At 43.0% G+C, this 17,769-nt stretch carries 16 protein-coding genes and 1 pseudogene; 14 read left to right on the top strand and 3 right to left on the bottom strand.

All coding sequences use genetic code 11. The features are described 5' to 3' along the window. The first annotated feature begins 98 nt into the window (after positions 1 to 98). The 5 genes from M3N64_RS07395 to M3N64_RS07375 all read left to right on the top strand — a co-directional run bounded on the left by M3N64_RS07395 (position 99) and on the right by M3N64_RS07375 (position 3,866). On the top strand, positions 99 to 581 hold the full coding sequence (locus M3N64_RS07395) for a GNAT family N-acetyltransferase (RefSeq protein WP_249100414.1): 483 nt from the start codon (positions 99 to 101) through the stop codon (positions 579 to 581). Between the two features lie 299 nt (positions 582 to 880). Further along, positions 881 to 2,434, top strand: coding sequence for an ABC-F family ATP-binding cassette domain-containing protein (locus tag M3N64_RS07390; protein WP_249100410.1), 1,554 nt, complete (start codon positions 881 to 883; stop codon positions 2,432 to 2,434). A 79-nt stretch (positions 2,435 to 2,513) separates the two neighbouring features. Continuing rightward, positions 2,514 to 2,840, top strand: coding sequence for an ArsR/SmtB family transcription factor (locus M3N64_RS07385; RefSeq protein ID WP_283163350.1), 327 nt, complete (start codon positions 2,514 to 2,516; stop codon positions 2,838 to 2,840). Positions 2,841 to 2,926: 86 nt separating this feature from the next. After that, on the top strand, positions 2,927 to 3,175 hold the full coding sequence (locus M3N64_RS07380) for a hypothetical protein (protein WP_249100406.1): 249 nt from the start codon (positions 2,927 to 2,929) through the stop codon (positions 3,173 to 3,175). 241 nt (positions 3,176 to 3,416) lie between these two features. Then, positions 3,417 to 3,866: a Fur family transcriptional regulator gene (locus tag M3N64_RS07375; protein ID WP_249100405.1), complete on the top strand. Its 450-nt coding sequence runs from the start codon at positions 3,417 to 3,419 to the stop codon at positions 3,864 to 3,866. On the opposite strand, the gene M3N64_RS07370 is transcribed toward M3N64_RS07375, so the two are convergent. Both M3N64_RS07370 and M3N64_RS07365 read right to left on the bottom strand, forming a co-directional pair. Next, a complete protein-coding gene (locus M3N64_RS07370) occupies positions 3,853 to 4,305 on the bottom strand; it encodes a hypothetical protein (protein ID WP_249100402.1) in 453 nt (150 codons plus the stop codon). The two genes, M3N64_RS07375 and M3N64_RS07370, sit on opposite strands and share 14 nt — an antisense overlap. Further along, on the bottom strand, positions 4,302 to 5,081 hold the full coding sequence (locus tag M3N64_RS07365; protein WP_249100400.1) for a hypothetical protein: 780 nt from the start codon (positions 5,079 to 5,081) through the stop codon (positions 4,302 to 4,304). The genes M3N64_RS07370 and M3N64_RS07365 overlap by 4 nt, the downstream gene beginning before the upstream one ends. 276 nt (positions 5,082 to 5,357) lie before the next feature. Here M3N64_RS07365 and M3N64_RS07360 point away from each other — a divergent pair, with 276 nt between their 5' ends. The 8 genes and pseudogenes from M3N64_RS07360 (at position 5,358) to M3N64_RS07325 (ending at position 14,503) form a co-directional block, all read left to right on the top strand. Continuing rightward, positions 5,358 to 5,693: a DUF3870 domain-containing protein gene (locus M3N64_RS07360; RefSeq protein ID WP_249100397.1), complete on the top strand. Its 336-nt coding sequence runs from the start codon at positions 5,358 to 5,360 to the stop codon at positions 5,691 to 5,693. Positions 5,694 to 5,767: 74 nt separating this feature from the next. Then, positions 5,768 to 6,688: a S66 peptidase family protein gene (locus tag M3N64_RS07355; RefSeq protein WP_249100395.1), complete on the top strand. Its 921-nt coding sequence runs from the start codon at positions 5,768 to 5,770 to the stop codon at positions 6,686 to 6,688. 19 nt (positions 6,689 to 6,707) lie between these two features. Next, positions 6,708 to 7,790: a mandelate racemase/muconate lactonizing enzyme family protein gene (locus tag M3N64_RS07350; RefSeq protein ID WP_249100393.1), complete on the top strand. Its 1,083-nt coding sequence runs from the start codon at positions 6,708 to 6,710 to the stop codon at positions 7,788 to 7,790. A gap of 14 nt (positions 7,791 to 7,804) precedes the next feature. Then, positions 7,805 to 8,701 carry a C40 family peptidase gene (locus M3N64_RS07345; protein WP_249100391.1) on the top strand — a complete coding sequence of 299 codons (897 nt, stop codon included), beginning with the start codon at positions 7,805 to 7,807 and terminating at the stop codon, positions 8,699 to 8,701. A gap of 35 nt (positions 8,702 to 8,736) precedes the next feature. After that, entirely contained in the window at positions 8,737 to 9,540 is an 804-nt protein-coding gene (locus M3N64_RS07340; protein WP_249100389.1) for a serine hydrolase, read from the top strand. A gap of 186 nt (positions 9,541 to 9,726) precedes the next feature. Beyond that, positions 9,727 to 11,649, top strand: a complete 1,923-nt coding sequence (locus M3N64_RS07335; protein WP_249100387.1) for an NAD(+) synthase — start codon at positions 9,727 to 9,729, stop codon at positions 11,647 to 11,649. Positions 11,650 to 11,680: 31 nt separating this feature from the next. Further along, positions 11,681 to 13,402 carry an ABC transporter ATP-binding protein gene (locus M3N64_RS07330; protein WP_249100385.1) on the top strand — a complete coding sequence of 574 codons (1,722 nt, stop codon included), beginning with the start codon at positions 11,681 to 11,683 and terminating at the stop codon, positions 13,400 to 13,402. A 106-nt stretch (positions 13,403 to 13,508) separates the two neighbouring features. Next, a pseudogene (locus tag M3N64_RS07325) lies at positions 13,509 to 14,503 on the top strand (S66 family peptidase). Between the two features lie 98 nt (positions 14,504 to 14,601). Here M3N64_RS07325 and ald read toward each other — a convergent pair. Then, entirely contained in the window at positions 14,602 to 15,741 is a 1,140-nt protein-coding gene (gene ald, locus M3N64_RS07320; protein WP_249100383.1) for an alanine dehydrogenase, read from the bottom strand. A 263-nt stretch (positions 15,742 to 16,004) separates the two neighbouring features. On the opposite strand from ald, the gene M3N64_RS07315 reads away from it, so the two are divergent. Continuing rightward, a complete protein-coding gene (locus M3N64_RS07315) occupies positions 16,005 to 17,672 on the top strand; it encodes a PucR family transcriptional regulator (protein WP_249100381.1) in 1,668 nt (555 codons plus the stop codon). The last annotated feature ends 97 nt before the right edge of the window (positions 17,673 to 17,769 follow it).

Here is a 17,769-nt window from a genome sequence, read left to right as displayed (position 1 = left end):
AGTTATGCGGCTATACGGAAAAAGAGTGGGCGAACGCCTGGCAGGCAAAAGGAACAGTTAATTATTTTCATAACGATTTCACAAGGTGGGACAGTCCGGTGGACATAAATGTCAGAGAGATGAACAATCATGATAAAGAAAAAGTACTTCACGAATTAGCAAGTCGCTGGGGCGGACAGCTGATGGCTGTGCATGATGAATGCATTGATATTTCTCAATTACCTGGTCTGCTTGCATTTGCAAATAATAAACTTTCGGGCATTCTGATGTACAGAGAGGCAGAAGATCGATTAGAAATTGTATCATTGGACAGTTTTAATGAAAATCACGGAATCGGCTCAGCATTGATTAAAACAATAATTAAAATGGCAGAAGACAGGAAAATGACTCGTCTCTGCGTCACTACGACAAATGACAATACGCACGCCCTGCACTTTTATCAAAGGAACGGGTTTACAATAACGGCAATCAGACTGGATGCGGTTTCTGGAGCAAGAAAAATAAAACCTGCTATCCCCTTAAAAAGTCAGGACGGCATAGTCATTGAACATGAAATCGATCTTAATTATCCGCTTGCTTGAATTGCTTTTCCGATCAGATTGAATTAGAATAACTATGAAATGATTATTGAGGGGTGGAAACATCGATGATTTTATCTGATTGTCTGCAACTTAAATTGGCCTGAGACAGGATTCGTCTGCCCTTTTTTCACAAAACAGGTCAATGAGTTGCGGCAATCGATCAAAGATGTTTCTGTTTCTAACGGATGGACCACTTTTAGGAGCGAAGCATTGATGCTTTGCTCTTTTTCAATGCAGGATGGAAACGAATCTTTTCCTTTCGCTTCTCGAATGACCGTAAAATAGAGGAGTGAATCGCTATGCTGCTTATCGAAGCAAGCAAGGTTTCTTTTTCTTATGGTGATAAACGTATTTTTAATGAAATGAATTTCAGATTGATGGACGGCGAGCATATTGCGCTTGTCGGACACAATGGTGCGGGAAAATCAACTTTTCTCAAGCTGGTTCTTGGCGAACTGCTCCCTGACAGCGGACAGATTAACAAACGCCAGGAACTTAAAATGGGAGTCATTGAGCAGCACTTGAACTTCGGTCACGGTAAACGTGTCTATGAATGTTTGCAAGATGCATTCAGGGAACTTTTCGATGCTGAAAGAGCAATGAATGATCTGGCAATAAAAATGCAGAACCCTGAAGCGGATCCTGACTTCATTGATCGATATGGAAAGCTTCAGGAACTGCTTATGACTCATGACTTTTATACAATTGATGCACAGATTCATGAAATGGCTGACGGGCTTGGGCTGACTGCCATTGGCCTTGATAAAGATGTATCGCAATTGAGCGGCGGTCAGTTAACTAAATTATGTCTTGCGAAAGTTCTTCTCGAAAAACCGGAAGTCCTGCTGCTTGATGAACCAACCAATTATCTTGACGTTGCGCATATTGACTGGCTGACACAATATCTTGGTGTATATCCGCATGCGTTCATTGTCATTTCGCATGATCGTTCGTTCTTAAATAATATTGCAAAGTTTGTCTATCATCTCGAAAATCAGCAATTAATCCGCTATGTCGGCAATTATCAATCGTATCTTGCGCAGCATCAGGCGCGGTTGCAGCAGCAGGAAATTGCATTCCGTGAACAGCAAAAAGAAATCAAAAAACTGGAGACGTACATTCAAAAAAATAAAGTGCGAACAGCTACCGCGAAACAGGCAAAAAGCAGAGAAAAACAGCTTGAAAAGATTGTGCGTCTGGCGCCCCCTTCCAAAAGTAAAAAACCGGTTTTTCATTTTCGTGTGACCGGTCAGCCTGCACGTATCATTTATGACATTGAAAATCTTGAAATCGGTTATGATCGGCCACTCTTTCCGTGTATGACGACAAAAATCGAACGAGAAGAGAAAATAGCAATTGTCGGACATAATGGAATAGGAAAAACAACGCTGCTCCGAACACTGCTTGGCTTACTTAAACCAATTTCGGGAAAAGTTACGGCAGGAGATCGTGTACAGCCGGTCTACTTTGCACAGCTTTCCGAACCGGCTGGCCAAACACCGCTGGATTGGATGATGTCTGCCTTTCCACACACGCATCAAAAAATTCTTCGTCAGTATCTTGCACAATGCGGTATCAGTGCCGAACATATGCAGCAGCCGATGAACACACTCAGCGGAGGCGAAGAAACCAAAGTTCGCATTGCTCGTCTCAGTTTAGAAAAAAGCAATGTGCTCATTTTCGATGAACCGACAAACCATCTGGATGCGAGCAGCAAAGCATCACTGAAGCATGCCCTTGCAGCATATGAAGGAACTGTGCTCATTGTCAGTCACGAGCCTGATTTTTATGAACAATGGATTACAGGAATCTGGAATATTGAAGCGTGGTCTGACCGAAGTACACGCTCATGAAGACAACTTTGATTTGATGGACAGAGATGTGCAATGTCTGTTAAAGTTAAATCATGATAAATCAATTAGGATGAGCGACATGAATGATCGAATGGCGTCTGATCTTGATGAAGAAACGCTAACAACCGTTACCCAGATTTTCAAGGCTGTTTCTGATGCGACACGGGTGCGTATTCTTTATTTGCTTTCACAGAAAGAATGCTCGGTCTCAGAAATAGCGGATATTTTAAAATTGCAGCAATCCACTGTGTCGCATCAACTGAGTTTTCTGAAGCAGCTGCATCTTGTAAAAGCGCGGAGGAGCGGAAAAACGATTTATTACTCTGAGGAAGACGAACATGTCATGAACCTGCTTGCCCAGACAATAGATCATGCTTTGCACAATTATAAGAAATCACGAGAATAATTCTGCTGTGAATGACGAACGCCGAGACAAAGGTAAAACGAAGACATACAGTGTTAGAGAATATAAGGTGACAGGAGCGAATGATAATGTCAAACGCATCTATTTATTCTCAATGCTGCAGGCTTTTGAATCAGCCAGTCGAAATACGTTGTCATAATGGATCAGTTCACCGTGGTGTACTTACTCATGTTGATGATCGATATGCTTATGTACAGCCACAGTCTTCCGGTTTGTCAGGAAACCCGGGACTGTTTCTTTGGAGAGATTACGGCTGGGGATATCCCGTTGCTTTAGCCTCGATTGCAGTTATTCTCGCGCTTGGTTTGTTCTGGTAAAGAAATCACTGAAAAAGGATGTCTCAAAAGTCACTTGGCGATGGGACATCCTTATTGATATGGAAAGATCGTGTAAATACGCGAACGAAAACAGATACTTCCTGCCTGGCGTAGTCAAACATGTGTTTAAGAAATTTAGTTGCCATACGGTTTATAAACAGGTAATTATGCTTTTTTTACGAAAAATGTTATGCTACTTATTGAAAGAAAACAGGTTATGCCGCTTAGAGGTGATTTGGTGATGAACAAGCAGGAAGCCATGTTGTTGTTAAAAAATAAAGGTTACAAGCATACAGATAAACGTGAGGATATTCTGGATTTATTTGCAAAAAGTGGTGGTTATTTATCAGCTAAAGAAATTCAAAGTTCATTGAAAGACAGCTACCCAGGGATCAGTTTTGATACCATTTACCGTAATCTTTCTTTGTTCCAGGATTTAATGATCCTTGAAGAAACTGAACTTGATGGTGAAAAAATGTATCAGTTTCACTGTAAAGATCATCATCATCATCATTTGATCTGCCTGCGCTGTGGAAAAACCAAAACAATCGATATCTGTCCGATGCAAGACTTATCACAAGTAGATCCGGAATTTGAGGTGACAGGCCACAAATTTGAAATTTACGGATATTGCAAAGCATGCCGTGAAAAAATTGAATACGAAAAAAGTAAAAAAATCACGATTCAATGACGGTCAACCCAAGTGCCTGATGTGCGGCTATGATTTTTTTTACAATATTTTCCTGTCCTTTATGGCAGTGTATTGAAATAAGAATATACGTTTCCGGTTTTTTTTTAAACTTTTTTGTAAAGATAAGATCAATTAGAAAACCGAGTATAAATCCGCCAATACTTGAGGCAATTCCCCAAATGATCGGCCCCAATTCCATTTTGAATCCGATACTTGCACCGACTACGCCAAAGATTGTTGCAAACACAAATCCGAGATCAGCCATGCTCATTTCTTCGTTTGGATTTGAACTCGAACTGATTTCATTTGTCAATTGGCTTAATGGTGCGTCCAAAATAAAGCACGCAACATTGTTTTGATCAATCTGGTTTTTTTTAAATTCTGAAAGTAGAAGCTCAATGGATAGCGATGGCTTAAACAGGCAGATTAAGCTGCTCATAAATCTGACCCTCTCTTTTCTTTAATGATCAAGTCCGATTTAGCTATACTCCATTCGAATTTTAAATAACTCAATAGCTCTTTTTCAAACAGCCGATTGCTTTCAACCGTTTTTGCATAAGCATCATAAGCGGCTCCAAAAATGAGGGATGGCATAAAGAGCAGCCACTCGGGATTAAGCACTTTTATCGCCTCAGCCATGGTGGCTTCATGATTAACAATCAGCTGTATATACTGAAGCTGGTGGCTATTCACATAGATGGTCACGGACCATGATAAGAGCGAAAGAGCAGTGAAAAGTCGGCGTGTATAGACCTGTCCGAGTCCTGGAAGAAGAAATGACCATACAGAAGCAAGCCATGGCAGCCGCTTATCAATAAAGCAAGTTTCATAAGTCCGCAAATCGAGGACTTTCATTGTTACCGGCTTATCTTTTGTTAATGCGTTTATACGGTTTAATTTTGCTGTTGTGATGTAGCTGTCCCAAATGCAGTAAAAATAGAAGGGAATATAGATCAACGTCCATTGTGTGTTCAGTGTCAGTGCAGAACGTTTGAAATCACCCATAAAGGTGTAGACCATTGCCAAATTTAACTTGGAATTGAAGTTGATGATAATCTCGAATAAAAATAAGACATTGCCCTTTATATGCATATCAAGCAGCATGTGTCCAAACCCTGGGAAAGCTGCCGACCACCAGGCAATGATTGCTGGTTTGCGATAGGAGAGTCCTGCTGATCCAAGAAAATCAAGAACAGCGTTATTTCTTCTGGCCATTATATTACTTCCAATCTCAATAGCCATAACCGCCTAAATTGATTACGACTAAAACAGTTGTCATTTTATTTTTCCTTGAAATTGTAGAATCATACACGAGTCTTTTAAAAAACAGGCTGATTGACTTACCCGCAAATTTTTTAAATATTGACAAATTAGCTGGGTCAACATATACTTATTTTATTCCTTGATGTTTTCACGTTCTGAGTTGAATCGGTTTCGGAGAATCGGTCGGTCCCTTAGATCATCTGATGACGCAAGGGGAAGGATCTTGATATGACGGTCTATCATAAGAACACCATTTATATAATCGGTGATGCAAAATCATCGCAGAAAAATCCAATTACATTGCGCTTTAACCAGTTCTTTATTGGCATTGTCATTGATCAGGACAGCGGAAGAATTGTTGACGCGGACTGTTCGGCGACGATCATGCTGACGGTTCGCTTCGTTCGATCACTTTTTATCGGCAGGCTAATGGAAGATCCGGAAATCCTCGTTGATCTTAGGCAAAGATATTTTGGTTCTTCTCAAAAAGCGCTGATTGTTGCCTTTGGCGATGCGCTTAAAAAGTACAGACTCTATAAAAGCGAAAATGCTTTGTCTAAATAAACCTAGACGAAATCCAGTTCAGTTTCTGAACTGGATTTTTACAGTCTTACGGTAAAAATGAAAAGAGGTGTCCCATGATTTTTCCGGAAAGATTATACGAAGGTGATACAGTCGGAGTGATTAGTCCAGCGGGTTCCCCTGATATGAAACGATTGAAAAAAGGTGCCGACTGGCTGAAGGATCTCGGTTTTCGCATACGTTTCGGAAAGCACTTGAGTAGCCGGTACGGGTATCTTGCAGGAACGGATGAGGAAAGGCTTTCGGATTTTCACGAAATGTTTGCGGATGAGGCAATTCGTGCAATTATCTGTTCAAGAGGAGGCTATGGAAGCGCACGATTTGTCCATTCAATCGATTTTGAATTAGTTCGAGCGCATCCTAAAGTATTCTGGGGATACAGCGATGTTACTTATCTGCATACAGCGATCAGGCAGAAAACCGGTCTTGTGACTTTCCATGGCCCTATGCTGGCTTCTGATCTCGGTGAAGAAAATACCCCGCTGATTTCCAGACAGCTGTTTTCTCAGCTTTTTCAACCAATGGCACTTCATTATGATGAACAACTGTCACCACTAACTACAATTCATCACGGGGTCGCAGAAGGGAAACTGGTCGGCGGCAATTTGTCACTGCTGGTCAGTACACTGGGTACCCCTTATGAAATTGATACGAAAAACAAGCTGCTTTTACTTGAGGACATTAATGAGCCTCCGTATCGGGTCGATCGTATGCTTAACCAATTATGGATGACCGGAAAGCTTCAGAAGGCATCCGGGTTTGTTCTCGGTGATTTTCATCAAGATAATTCAGAAGAGGACGCGGATTCGTTTTCCTATCAGGATGTTTTTCAGCGCTACTTGACAATGATAGGAAAACCGGCGGTCAGCGGATTTCTGATCGGCCACTGTGCACCGAATTTTTCCGTGCCGCTCGGGGCGGATGCAATGCTTGACGCGGATCGTAAACAATTGTGGATTCAACCAGGCGTTATGTAAGTATGAAAGGAAGAAAAAATTGAAAATAGTTGATGTGCACACCAGGCGGTTATCCATTCCGCTGAATAAGCCGTTTAAAACGGCACTTAGAACCGTGAATACAGCTGAAAGCATGATCGTTTTTCTTACCTGTGATGATGGAACTGTCGGGATCGGCGAAGCTCCGCCAACACATGTCATTACCGGTGACAGCCTCGCCAGTATCGATTATGCGATTATGAATGTGATCCGCCCGAAAATTATTGGTCTTGAAATTGAACATAAAGAGCAGATTAATCAAGCAATACAACGGGCGTTGGTACACAATTCGAGTGCAAGAGCTGCAGTAGACATTGCTGTATATGATTGTCTTGCCAAGCGAGCCAACATGCCACTTTATCAGTTTCTCGGGGGGAATACTAATGAAATAGAGACAGACTTTACTGTAAGTGTCAATCGTGTGGATGAGATGATTCAAGATGCGCTGAACTATGTTCAAATGGGGTTTAGAACACTGAAAATAAAAGTAGGCAGTGCGTCCATTTCGGAAGATCTTCAACGTGTAAGGGAATTGAGAAAAAGGGTAGGAGATGGAATAAAGCTGCGGCTCGATGCAAATCAGGGTTGGAGGAGCAAAGAAGCGGTTGCTGCAATTCATAAGATGGAAGATATGGGACTTGATATCGAACTGGTTGAACAACCGTTACCCGCACGGGACTTTGAAGGCATGAAATTTGTTACGGAACATGTGGATACACCGATCATGGCAGATGAAAGTGTGTTTGGACCTGAAGATGCAGTACGTTTGCTGTCAATGCACGGTTGCGATATTGTAAATATAAAACTGATGAAGGCGGGGGGCATTTACGGGGCAGAAAAAATTAATACTCTGGCTGAGTCCTATGGTGTTGAATGTATGGTAGGCTGTATGGTCGAATCCAACGTAGCCGTAACTGCCGCCTGTCACTTTGCGGCTGCAAAGAGTAATATCACGCGCTGCGATTTAGATACACCGCTTATGTTTGCCTCTAATCCGGTTGTCGGAGGCGCCGTTTATCATCAAAGCCGAATTACGCTTCCAGACTCTCCTGGATTAGGCATTCAGGATGTTCTGACTAATTAATGGAGGGACGAGGCATGAAAAAATACAGAATATCCGTTCCAGTTGCGACCATTTGGACTGATCCTTCATTGGTTCGTCCTGTTGATAAAGCGGCAATAGATGCAAAATCAGGGATGACTGTGTGGCTTAATAACATGACACGCCAGCAGACTATTGAATTGTGCAAAGCAAAGAGGGTCCAGACGCAAGCTCTTTTCGGAGATGAAGTGATTATTGATGAAATAAAGGACGAATGGGCTAAAGTGTATGTGCCAAACCAATCGTCTTCAAAAGACAGACGCGGCTATCCTGGATGGATACCGGCAGGGCAATTGATTAAATCGGATTTACCCGCTGCCGAGCCAGTAATCGTACAAAGCAGGACCGCGGCCTTCTATGATCTGAACCGAAGAAAAGTGTTTGAGCTCAGCTTTGGCACCGTTTTACCGCTGATCGATGAAATTCCATTCGATGAGGTAAAAGTAGATAGCCCGCTTGGCCCGGGCATCCTGTTAAAAAAAGACGTGATTCTGCCGGATGAGCAACATTTGCATACAGGGACGGAGATCGTGCGCAATGCCGAACGTTTTTTGGAGCTTCCGTATCTATGGTCAGGCACGAGTGCTTACGGATATGATTGTTCCGGCTTCACCTATTCAATGCTTCGTGTCGGCGGTTATTTCATACCGAGAGATGCCGATGAACAATCGCTGCTTGGCCTTTCCATTGATCCTGCAGAGGCCGCTCCCGGTGATTTACTGTTTTTTGCCTATGAGAAAGGGAAGGGCTATGTGCACCATGTCGGTATCTATTATGATGAAGGAAGATTTATTCATTCACCGACGCCGGGCGCTATTGTCAGTATTACTGAGATCAAAGGATCAAAATATGAAGAGGAGCTTTGTGCAGTGCGGCGCTATTGGCGTGCATAGCAAACATTAAACGTGGGTCGGGGAGGCAAAACAATTTGATCGATCTGAAAAAACAGTTACAAGATGAAATTATGGAAATTATTTATCCATTAGGTGATAAAATTGAGCTTGAGGCAGTTGGGTCCGACGGTTTTTCCTTAAGTTACAGAGCAAATATACCGATGTTGTCGGCGAGTCTGATCAAACTGCCTATATTGCTGTATGCTTATAAGAACCCGAATATCCAATCCGAAGTCCTTGATCAAACCATTCACCTGGACGATGATCAGATCGTCAGCGGATCAGGCGTTCTGCAGGTTTTATCGGTCCGAGAGTGGACGATTCGGGATTTGCTTGCTTTGATGATCAGTGTCTCCGATAATACAGCGACTAATTTACTTATGGATTTTTTCGGGATTCATCGACTTCAGAAATGGATCGAGGATCAGGGACTTACGGAGACAAGCATTGAACGCAAAATGATGGATATGGATGCGCAGAAGGAAGGACGCACCAACTGGATCAGCGCGCATGACGCGAATTGGATGATTCAACAGATTTTTTCTGAAGATACGCCGCTTCCAGGCGAAGCAAAATCTTGGCTGTTGCGTCAGCAATTCAGAGACAAATTGCCAGGATTATTCGACGAAAAAGCTCGGCCAATCTTGGTTTACAATAAGACTGGAGAAATGGAGCAGGTAGATCATGACGCTGCTTATTTTTCCTGCGATAATGAGCATATGGCAGTGACCGTTCTGACGAGTGGATGTGAAAATCGTCAGGACGCTTTATTTGCTTTGCAGCAAATTGGACAGCTGATTGCCCAATACTTGCTCGATATTTCAGAATCGGTTGGTTGATTTTTTCAAAAAAGCGTGTTTGACATTTATTTGAAGCTCCATTAACATGTTATTTAATTAATCGCCTGTTAGTGGATCAGGTATAAAATGGATGCAGCGCGATTGCCTCTCTGCGATTGGGGAGGCTTTTTGCACAATCCTGGCTTGTTTACGTCAGATTGCAATCTGATTGGAGGCTTTTTAGAGATGGAGTCATGGAATTTTATACGAGTGGCCGCTGCCTGTCCGGTGACCAGCGTTGCGGATGTACATGCCAATGTGGCCAACGTGAAGCGGTGTATTGATGAAGCAATTGAGAAGAACGCAAAATTAATCATATTTCCGGAATTATGTGTGACTTCCTATACATGTGCGGATCTGTTTCTTCAAAAAAAACTGCTGGACAAATCAGCGGATGGAGTTGCCGAACTGTGTAGATACAGTTTGGAGGCGGATGCATTGATCGCAGTTGGCGCGCCTTTATATGCTGACGGCATTGTTTACAACTGTGCCTACATTCTGTTTCAAGGGAAAGTGCTTGGCATTGTTCCGAAAAGCTACATACCGAATTACGAGGAATTCTATGAAAGACGATGGTTTTCTTCCGGGAAAACGATTATCGATTGCTACATAGATCTGCCTTTTCAGAAAAAAGTTCCTTTCGGTGTTGATCTGATTTTCCAAAGTGGCACTTTTCAGATCGGGTTTGAAATTTGTGAGGATTTATGGAGCGTTGTCCCCCCCAGCAGCTTTCTGAGCCTGTCAGGTGCACAGCTGATTGGCAATCTCTCTGCATCAAATGAAGTGGTCAGCAAATCGGATTATCGAAGATCGCTGATTACGTCGCAGAGTGCAAGAACGATGGGCGCTTATCTATATGCCGGAGCCGGGATAGGTGAGTCATCAACGGATGTTGTTTTCGGCGGAGAATTGCTGATTGCTGAAAACGGGCAATTGCTGGCTCAAAACGCTCGTTTTCAAAGAAAGAATCAGGTAGTTACTTCTTTGATTGACATTGACCGGTTAAATTTGCAAAGAGTAAAGAACATTAGTTTCCGTGAAGCGGCAGAAACACTTCCCTGGAAAGCTCGGAAAATTCAATTTGCATACAGAGGGTTGACATTCGGTACATTTGACCGCGTGATCGATAAACATCCTTTTGTACCTTCGGATGCAAAAAAACGCGCAAGGCGCTGCAGTGAAATATTCAGCATTCAGACTTCGGCGCTTGCAAAACGCATGGAACATACAGGCTTGAAGAAGGCGGTTATCGGCATTTCAGGAGGATTAGATTCGACACTTGCACTCCTGGTTATTATAAAAACGTTTGAAATGCTTGGATATGAGCGAAAAAACATTGTAACGGTTACTCTGCCTGGATTTGGTACAACAGACCGAACCTACCAAAATGCGATTTCTCTATGTAAAAAACTGGAAACGGACTTCCGTGAAGTCAATATTGTTGCGGCATCTTTGCAACACTTTAAAGATATCGGACATCGTCCTGAAATTCATGATGTGACCTATGAAAATGTTCAGGCACGGGAACGCACACAAATCCTGATGGATATTGCTAACAAAGAGGGAGGACTGGTAGTGGGTACCGGCGATTTGTCTGAACTCGCCCTTGGCTGGAGCACGTACAACGGCGATCATATGTCGATGTATGCGGTCAATTGTTCCGTTCCAAAAACGCTGGTCCGTTATCTGGTTCGTTATGTTGCGGAAGAAGAGACGCAGAAAGATATAGCCGGTATTCTTCTGGATATTCTTGATACTCCGGTCACACCTGAACTGCTACCTAAAAATGCTTCAGGAGAAATTTCTCAGAAAACAGAAGATATTGTAGGTCCGTATGAATTGCACGATTTTTTCCTCTACTATTTTATTCGCAGTGCGTTCACTCCAGAAAAAATTCTCTTTTTAGCGAACGCTGCTTTTGGTAGCGAATACGAAGAACAGACAATCCGTAAATGGCTCAAAGTGTTTGTTTCCCGGTTCTTTGCCATGCAGTTTAAACGTTCGGCAATACCCGATGGCCCGAAAGTAGGAACTGTCAGCCTGTCTCCGCGTGGCGACTGGCGAATGCCTTCCGACGCAAGCCGTAATCTATGGATTGAGAATCTGTAATACTGTAACACGAAAGTGAGGAGGCCGTCGTTTGATCCGCAGTTTTTTTGCTTATTACAAACCCTACAAAAAACTGTTTCTTTTAGATTTTTCATGTGCCGTTCTGCTTGCGCTGCTTGAACTTATTTTTCCCGTAGCTGTTAATCAGGCGATTGACCGGCTGCTTCCTGGCAGAGACTGGTCGATTATTTTGCTTGCTTCAGCGGGGCTGCTGTTTTTTTATGTCCTGAATACAATCATGCATTACGTTGTGACTTATTGGGGACATATGCTTGGAATTAATATTGAAACGGATATTCGTCAGGAATTGTTTGAGCATATTCAGCGTCAGTCCTTTCATTTCTTTGATAACCATAAGACGGGGCATCTGCTGTCGCGGCTCACAACTGATCTGTTTGACATTGGCGAAACGGCGCATCATGGGCCGGAGGATCTTTTTATTGCGCTCATGTCACTTTTCGGAGCTTTCTTTCTGATGCTGACGATTAACTGGAAGCTTGCATGCATGACTTTTATCTTGGTCCCAATTCTTGGCGTCTTTATTATTTTATTCAATTTGAAAATGACGCACGCAACTGATCGAATCTATCAGGATATTGCTGTATTTAATGCAAATGTTGAGAATGCAATCGGCGGAATTCGTGTGGTTCAGGCATTTTCAAATGAACGCCATGAACGGCATCAATTCTATGAGAACAATAAATTGTATCGCAAAGCAAAATTATCTTCCTATAAAATTATGGCGACAAGCATTACCACCAATTATTTTTTTATGCGGCTGATTACCTTGTTTACATTGGTCAGCGGTTCCTGGTTTGTTATACATGGTGAGTTAAGTGCCGGCCAGTTTGTCGCCTTCCTGCTGTTGTCCAATTTGTTTGTACAGCCGATTGAAAAGTTTAATGCGATTATTGAACTCTACCCAAAAGGATTTGCGGGATTCAAACGATTTTTAAAGCTTAAGCAGTCCGCTCCGGAAATTGTGAACCGTGAAAACGCAAGAGATATACTATCAATTGCCGGACGTATCGACTATTGCAAGGTCAGTTTCGGCTATGAAGGGAAAAGGCAGGTGCTTCAGTCGGTTGACCTGCATATCAGGCCCGGTGAAACGGTTGCATTTGTCGGTCCGACTGGTGCAGGCAAGACAACGATTTGCAGTCTGCTTCCGCGGTTTTACGAGGTAAGCAGCGGAAAGATCCTGATTGACGGTATTGATATTCGGGATTTTAAGCTGTCATCGTTGCGCCGTCATATTGGCCTTGTTCAGCAGGATGTTTTTCTTTTCTCGGGAACTTTGCGTGAGAATGTGGCTTATGGAAAATTAGACGCGACAGATGAAGAAATCTGGCGCGTGATCCGGCTGGCACGTTTGGATGATACAGTGAAAAATATGCCAGATGGGCTGGATACGGTGATCGGCGAACGCGGGGTTAAACTTTCCGGGGGACAGAAACAGCGCCTTTCCATTGCACGTATGTTCCTCAAGGATCCATCGATATTAATTTTGGATGAGGCGACTTCAGCCTTAGACACAGAAACTGAGGCAGCGATCCAGCAATCACTGGAACAGCTGTCGAAGGAGCGTACAACGCTGATCATTGCGCACCGATTGGCAACGATCAAAAATGCAGATCGTATTATTGTCGTAACCGAGCAGGGGATCGCTGAACAAGGGACGCATGAACAGTTATTAAAGCAAAAAGGCGTTTATAGTCGGCTATATGAGTCGCAATTTGCAATGAACATATAAAGTGTTGTGCATGTTTTGCTTTATAAACCAATAACCGAATTTAACATGGTAACGGCGTAATCGACGCCGTTTTTTTTCAAAACTAAGTGAGAAAAGGGGGGATAAAATTGGTGTTTTTTCTCCGTCATCGCCAGTTACAGCGACCTCACCGAGACGGTTCGCTCGTGCAAAGCGATTTCTTGAATCGAAAGGATTCGAAATTGTCGAAGGAGGTTTGACAGGTAAACAGGATTATTATCGTTCAGGAAACATTCACGAACGCGCTGATGAATTAAATGCATTGATTCATAGAAAATACATAAAATTAATTATGTAAACAATAGGCGGCACGAATTCAAATGCACTTCTTCCTTATATTGATTATGAGGCATTAAAAGAAAGGCCAAAAATTTTGATCGGCTATTCAGATGTGACTGCGATCCTGCTGGCTGTTTACGCGCGACCGGGTTGTCCTGTCTATTATGGACCAGCGCTTGTTCCGTCTTTTGGCGAATTTCCACCCTTCGTAAATCAAACGTTTGACTCCTTTAAATAAGTGCTGCAAGTGGCATATGAATTGCCGATGCAATTGACCGCACCAGACGAATGGACAGACGATTCCGCTAATTGGGAAATTAAGACAAGAGAGAAGGAACAACATCAGAATCGATGGATTGGTGTGAACGGTGGCGAAGCTTCGGGCAGACTGATCGGAGGCAATTTGAATGCAATGAACGGCTTCTGGGGCAGTCCGTACATGCCCGAATTGAAGAAAGGGGATCTATTGCTGATTGAAGACTCAATGAAAGATGCCGCTCAGGTCAGGTCGAAAAAAACTTCTCGCTGTTTAAAGTAAGTGGCGTTTTTGATAAGATTAGCGGTATCTTACTTGGAAAGCATGAACAGTTTGATGATAGCGGAACCGGAAGAAGGCCGATCGATATCCTGCTTGAAGTGCTGAATGGTGCCAAACTACCGATTATCGCTGACTTTGACTGTTGCCATACACAGCCAATGATGACGATGCCGATCGGCGCAAAGGTCAGAATGAATGCTGACAAAGCATGTCCAGCTGTCTGGATTGAGCGTTTTGATTGCTGGCAAGGTTCATTTATTTCATAAAAAACTCCCTGCCCAATAAGAATGAGCGGGGAGTACAATAAAATTACTTGAGCCGCAAAGCGAGATAACGCATTAAGTCAATGCTGCAGCAGTCAAAATCACACTTTTGCAGATGATTCGAGCAATTCTTTTGGACACTTGTACGCCAAACCGTGAGCCTCAGCAACAGGCTTGAACGTTACATAGCCATCAAGAGTGTTTAATCCTTTTAATAACGCTTCATCATCAAGACATGCCTGTACGTATCCTTTACGTGCAATCGTTGCTGCATAAGGAATGGTTACATTGGTCAGTGCAAGTGTTGAGGTTTGCGGCACTGCGCCAGGCATGTTTGCAACGGCATAGTGAATGACACCATGTTTTGTATAGGTAGGATCATCATGAGTCGTGCTGTGATCTGAAGTTTCAACAACGCCGCCCTGATCGATCGCTACGTCAACGATCACCGAGTTTTCTTTCATGTTGGCAACCATTTCTTCAGTGACGAGTTTCGGCGCTTTTGCCCCAGGAATCAACACTGCACCAACAACAAGGTCTGCTTCTTTAACTGCCTGAGCAATATTGTATGGATTGGACATCACAGTATTTAATGCGTTACCGAAGATATCATCAAGATCACGAAGTCTGTCCGCGCTAATGTCAAGAATTGTGACATCAGCGCCGAGGCCAACAGCGATTTTTGCTGCATTTGTACCTACGATTCCACCGCCGATAATCGTGACTTTACCGCGGGAGACGCCGGGAACGCCGCCGAGCAGAATACCTTTACCAGCTTCGTCGCTGAATTTTTCAAGGTACTGGGCACCAATCTGGACAGCCATTCTTCCGGCAACTTCACTCATTGGCTGGAGAAGCGGAAGCACACGATCCGCGCGCTGAACGGTTTCATAGGCAATGGAAACGACTTTATTAGCAACAAGGGCCCGGGTCAGCTCCGCGCCGACCGCCGGTGCCAGATGCAGATAAGTGAAAAGGATCAGCCCTTCATGAAAGAATTGATATTCTTCCGGTTCCGGTTCTTTAACCTTAATCACCATTTCAGCGGACCAGGCTTTCTCAGCGGATGTAATCTGCGCGCCTGCTTTTTCATATTGTTCATCTGTAAATCCTGCTCCGGCTCCTGCCTTTGTTTCGACGTAGACTACGTTTCCTTCCTGAACAAGATGGTACGTTCCAGCAGGGGTGATTGCGACACGACGTTCGTTGTTCTTCAGTTCTTTCGGAATACCGATAATCATGAATGAAATGCCTCCCGATTATTTATCAATATTTGAATAATCAGATAGTCAGGCCAGCAAAACAGACGCAGCGTTTATTGATATGCCGTTCCGTTTGACCGTTTGGCTGTCTGAACCATTCTTTATTGAAAATGTTACAAATAATGTGAATGCTTTTCATCATACATTTTGTCTAAAAATAACGCCAATAACTTGACATTTCCTTTTTGTGTCAGATAATATGACATATATATGAGATGAAAAGAAACGTTGAGGGTGATTTTATGGATGAGCGGCCTTTTTGTGTAAAAGATGTTCTGAAACGTCCATTATTTCGAAGAGCTGCACTGCTTGCTGGAGCGCGCGGTGTATATCGTGAAGTTCGCTGGGTTCACATTCTTGAAATCACACACGCAGCTCCGTATGTCAGCAAGCATGATTTAATCCTTACAACGGGATTATGGCTGAAACGCTCAGTTAAGTCAGGACTCGAGTATATCCGCCAAATCATTGAACATGAAACATCAGGGCTCTGCATTGAATTCGGAACGACAATTGATGAAATTCCTGGCAAAATCATTGCTTTTTGTGATGAGCATGATTTTCCTTTGATCTTGTTTCGTCAGCCGATACGCTTTGAAGAAATCACGCAAGATATACATTCTTATATCATTAACCAGCATTTTGGTCTGTTGAAAAATCTTGAGCAATTCTCTCGGCATCAACAGCAATTGATTCTGCAAAGCAGCGATATTCCTGCCATATTGAGATTGCTCCAGACTTACTCAGAGCGCCAGATCATTTATTTGTCCACCATTGAGCCCAATAAATATTATCCTGCAGTGGAAGACGAGACAGTGGACGTAATCAATCAGTTTTGCCGCGAAAAAATGAAGGACATTGATCAGATTCAGGAATCTGAGCTGTGGTCAATGGATAGTGGTCACTATCTCCTGATCCAGCCAGTCGTGTGTTTTGGACAGGTTTTCTCCTGTATCGGCATGATGCTTCATCAGGCACACCCAACTGAATATATGAAGTTGCTGATTGATTACACAGCCAAAGCGGTGGCCACTGTTCTGCTGCGGACACAGTTTCTTGAAGAAAAGGTACTGAACAATCAGAATAAATTGATCCAGGACATTCTCAGCAGACGGATTGAAAGTGAAGAACAGGCGCAGACACGAATGGGTCTGCCTTCGCCAAATGGAGAAAAATATATCTTTGTTGGCAGTATTATCGCATTTGAGCATAATGTGATGGAAGCGGGTCCGGAACGAATGGAGGCACGAAATCAGGATATTCTCGTATTGATCCGATCATTGCTGAAACGCTATCAGATGCATCATTTATTGATGATGAAAAATAACCAGATTTATATTATTTGCGCCAAGGAACGGGTGAATGAAGATTCAACAGTAAGTCTGTTTCGAAATATTCAGGGGCTGATTGATGGGTTGGATAAATATATTAATCAATCAATCCAGGGTCTTCAATTTCATGCGGGTGTCGGGAAAGCGCGTTCCAGTTTGCTTGATAACTGGCTGAGTTTTAAAGAAGCTTATCAAGTGATTGAACTTTCACAGACGGTGCCTGCGATGAAAGACTGCTATTTTTATGAGAAAATGGGCGTTTATCGATTATTGAAGTCTGTTCCGCATTCCATTCTTTCTGAATTTATCTGCGATCAACTTGGAGGTTTGCTTGACTATGATCGCAGTCATCATCTTAATCTGGCAGAAACTCTGTCTATGTATTTCAGATACATGGGTTCAAAGGGAGAAACAGCCAGGCGCTTATTTATTCATCGGCAGACACTGTACAATCGACTGGATAAAATACGGGATATCCTGGGAGATGATTTTTTTGAACCTCAGAGACGCTATGCGCTTGAAATGGCGCTTCTCGGATATCCGCTGCTTGCAGATGTGAAAGGTGATATACGACCATAGAATCAATAAAGCTTTGATACAAATTCCTGGTAATTGAGTTTTTGTTTGAATGATTATTGAAATGTGCGTCCTTCGACAAATAAGTCTCTAAAAGCAA

This window comes from Sporolactobacillus mangiferae (assembly GCF_023336505.1).
In the GTDB taxonomy this organism is placed as follows: Bacteria; Bacillota; Bacilli; order Bacillales; family Sporolactobacillaceae; genus Sporolactobacillus; species Sporolactobacillus mangiferae.
Note: the sequence above shows the minus strand (reverse complement) of the source record. Positions and strands in the feature narration are given on the sequence as shown.

What these genes read in the sequence shown, in the direction of transcription:
- M3N64_RS07355 (WP_249100395.1), top strand. Translation starts at nt 5,768, where the DNA reads ATGATTTTTCCGGAAAGATTATACGAAGGTGATACAGTCGGAGTGATT.
- ald (WP_249100383.1), bottom strand. Translation starts at nt 15,741, where the DNA reads ATGATTATCGGTATTCCGAAAGAACTGAAGAACAACGAACGTCGTGTC.
- M3N64_RS07315 (WP_249100381.1), top strand. Translation starts at nt 16,005, where the DNA reads ATGGATGAGCGGCCTTTTTGTGTAAAAGATGTTCTGAAACGTCCATTA.
- M3N64_RS07370 (WP_249100402.1), bottom strand. Translation starts at nt 4,305, where the DNA reads ATGAGCAGCTTAATCTGCCTGTTTAAGCCATCGCTATCCATTGAGCTT.
- M3N64_RS07365 (WP_249100400.1), bottom strand. Translation starts at nt 5,081, where the DNA reads ATGGCCAGAAGAAATAACGCTGTTCTTGATTTTCTTGGATCAGCAGGA.
- M3N64_RS07345 (WP_249100391.1), top strand. Translation starts at nt 7,805, where the DNA reads ATGAAAAAATACAGAATATCCGTTCCAGTTGCGACCATTTGGACTGAT.
- M3N64_RS07375 (WP_249100405.1), top strand. Translation starts at nt 3,417, where the DNA reads ATGAACAAGCAGGAAGCCATGTTGTTGTTAAAAAATAAAGGTTACAAG.
- M3N64_RS07335 (WP_249100387.1), top strand. Translation starts at nt 9,727, where the DNA reads ATGGAGTCATGGAATTTTATACGAGTGGCCGCTGCCTGTCCGGTGACC.
- M3N64_RS07360 (WP_249100397.1), top strand. Translation starts at nt 5,358, where the DNA reads ATGACGGTCTATCATAAGAACACCATTTATATAATCGGTGATGCAAAA.
- M3N64_RS07390 (WP_249100410.1), top strand. Translation starts at nt 881, where the DNA reads ATGCTGCTTATCGAAGCAAGCAAGGTTTCTTTTTCTTATGGTGATAAA.
- M3N64_RS07380 (WP_249100406.1), top strand. Translation starts at nt 2,927, where the DNA reads ATGTCAAACGCATCTATTTATTCTCAATGCTGCAGGCTTTTGAATCAG.
- M3N64_RS07385 (WP_283163350.1), top strand. Translation starts at nt 2,514, where the DNA reads ATGAATGATCGAATGGCGTCTGATCTTGATGAAGAAACGCTAACAACC.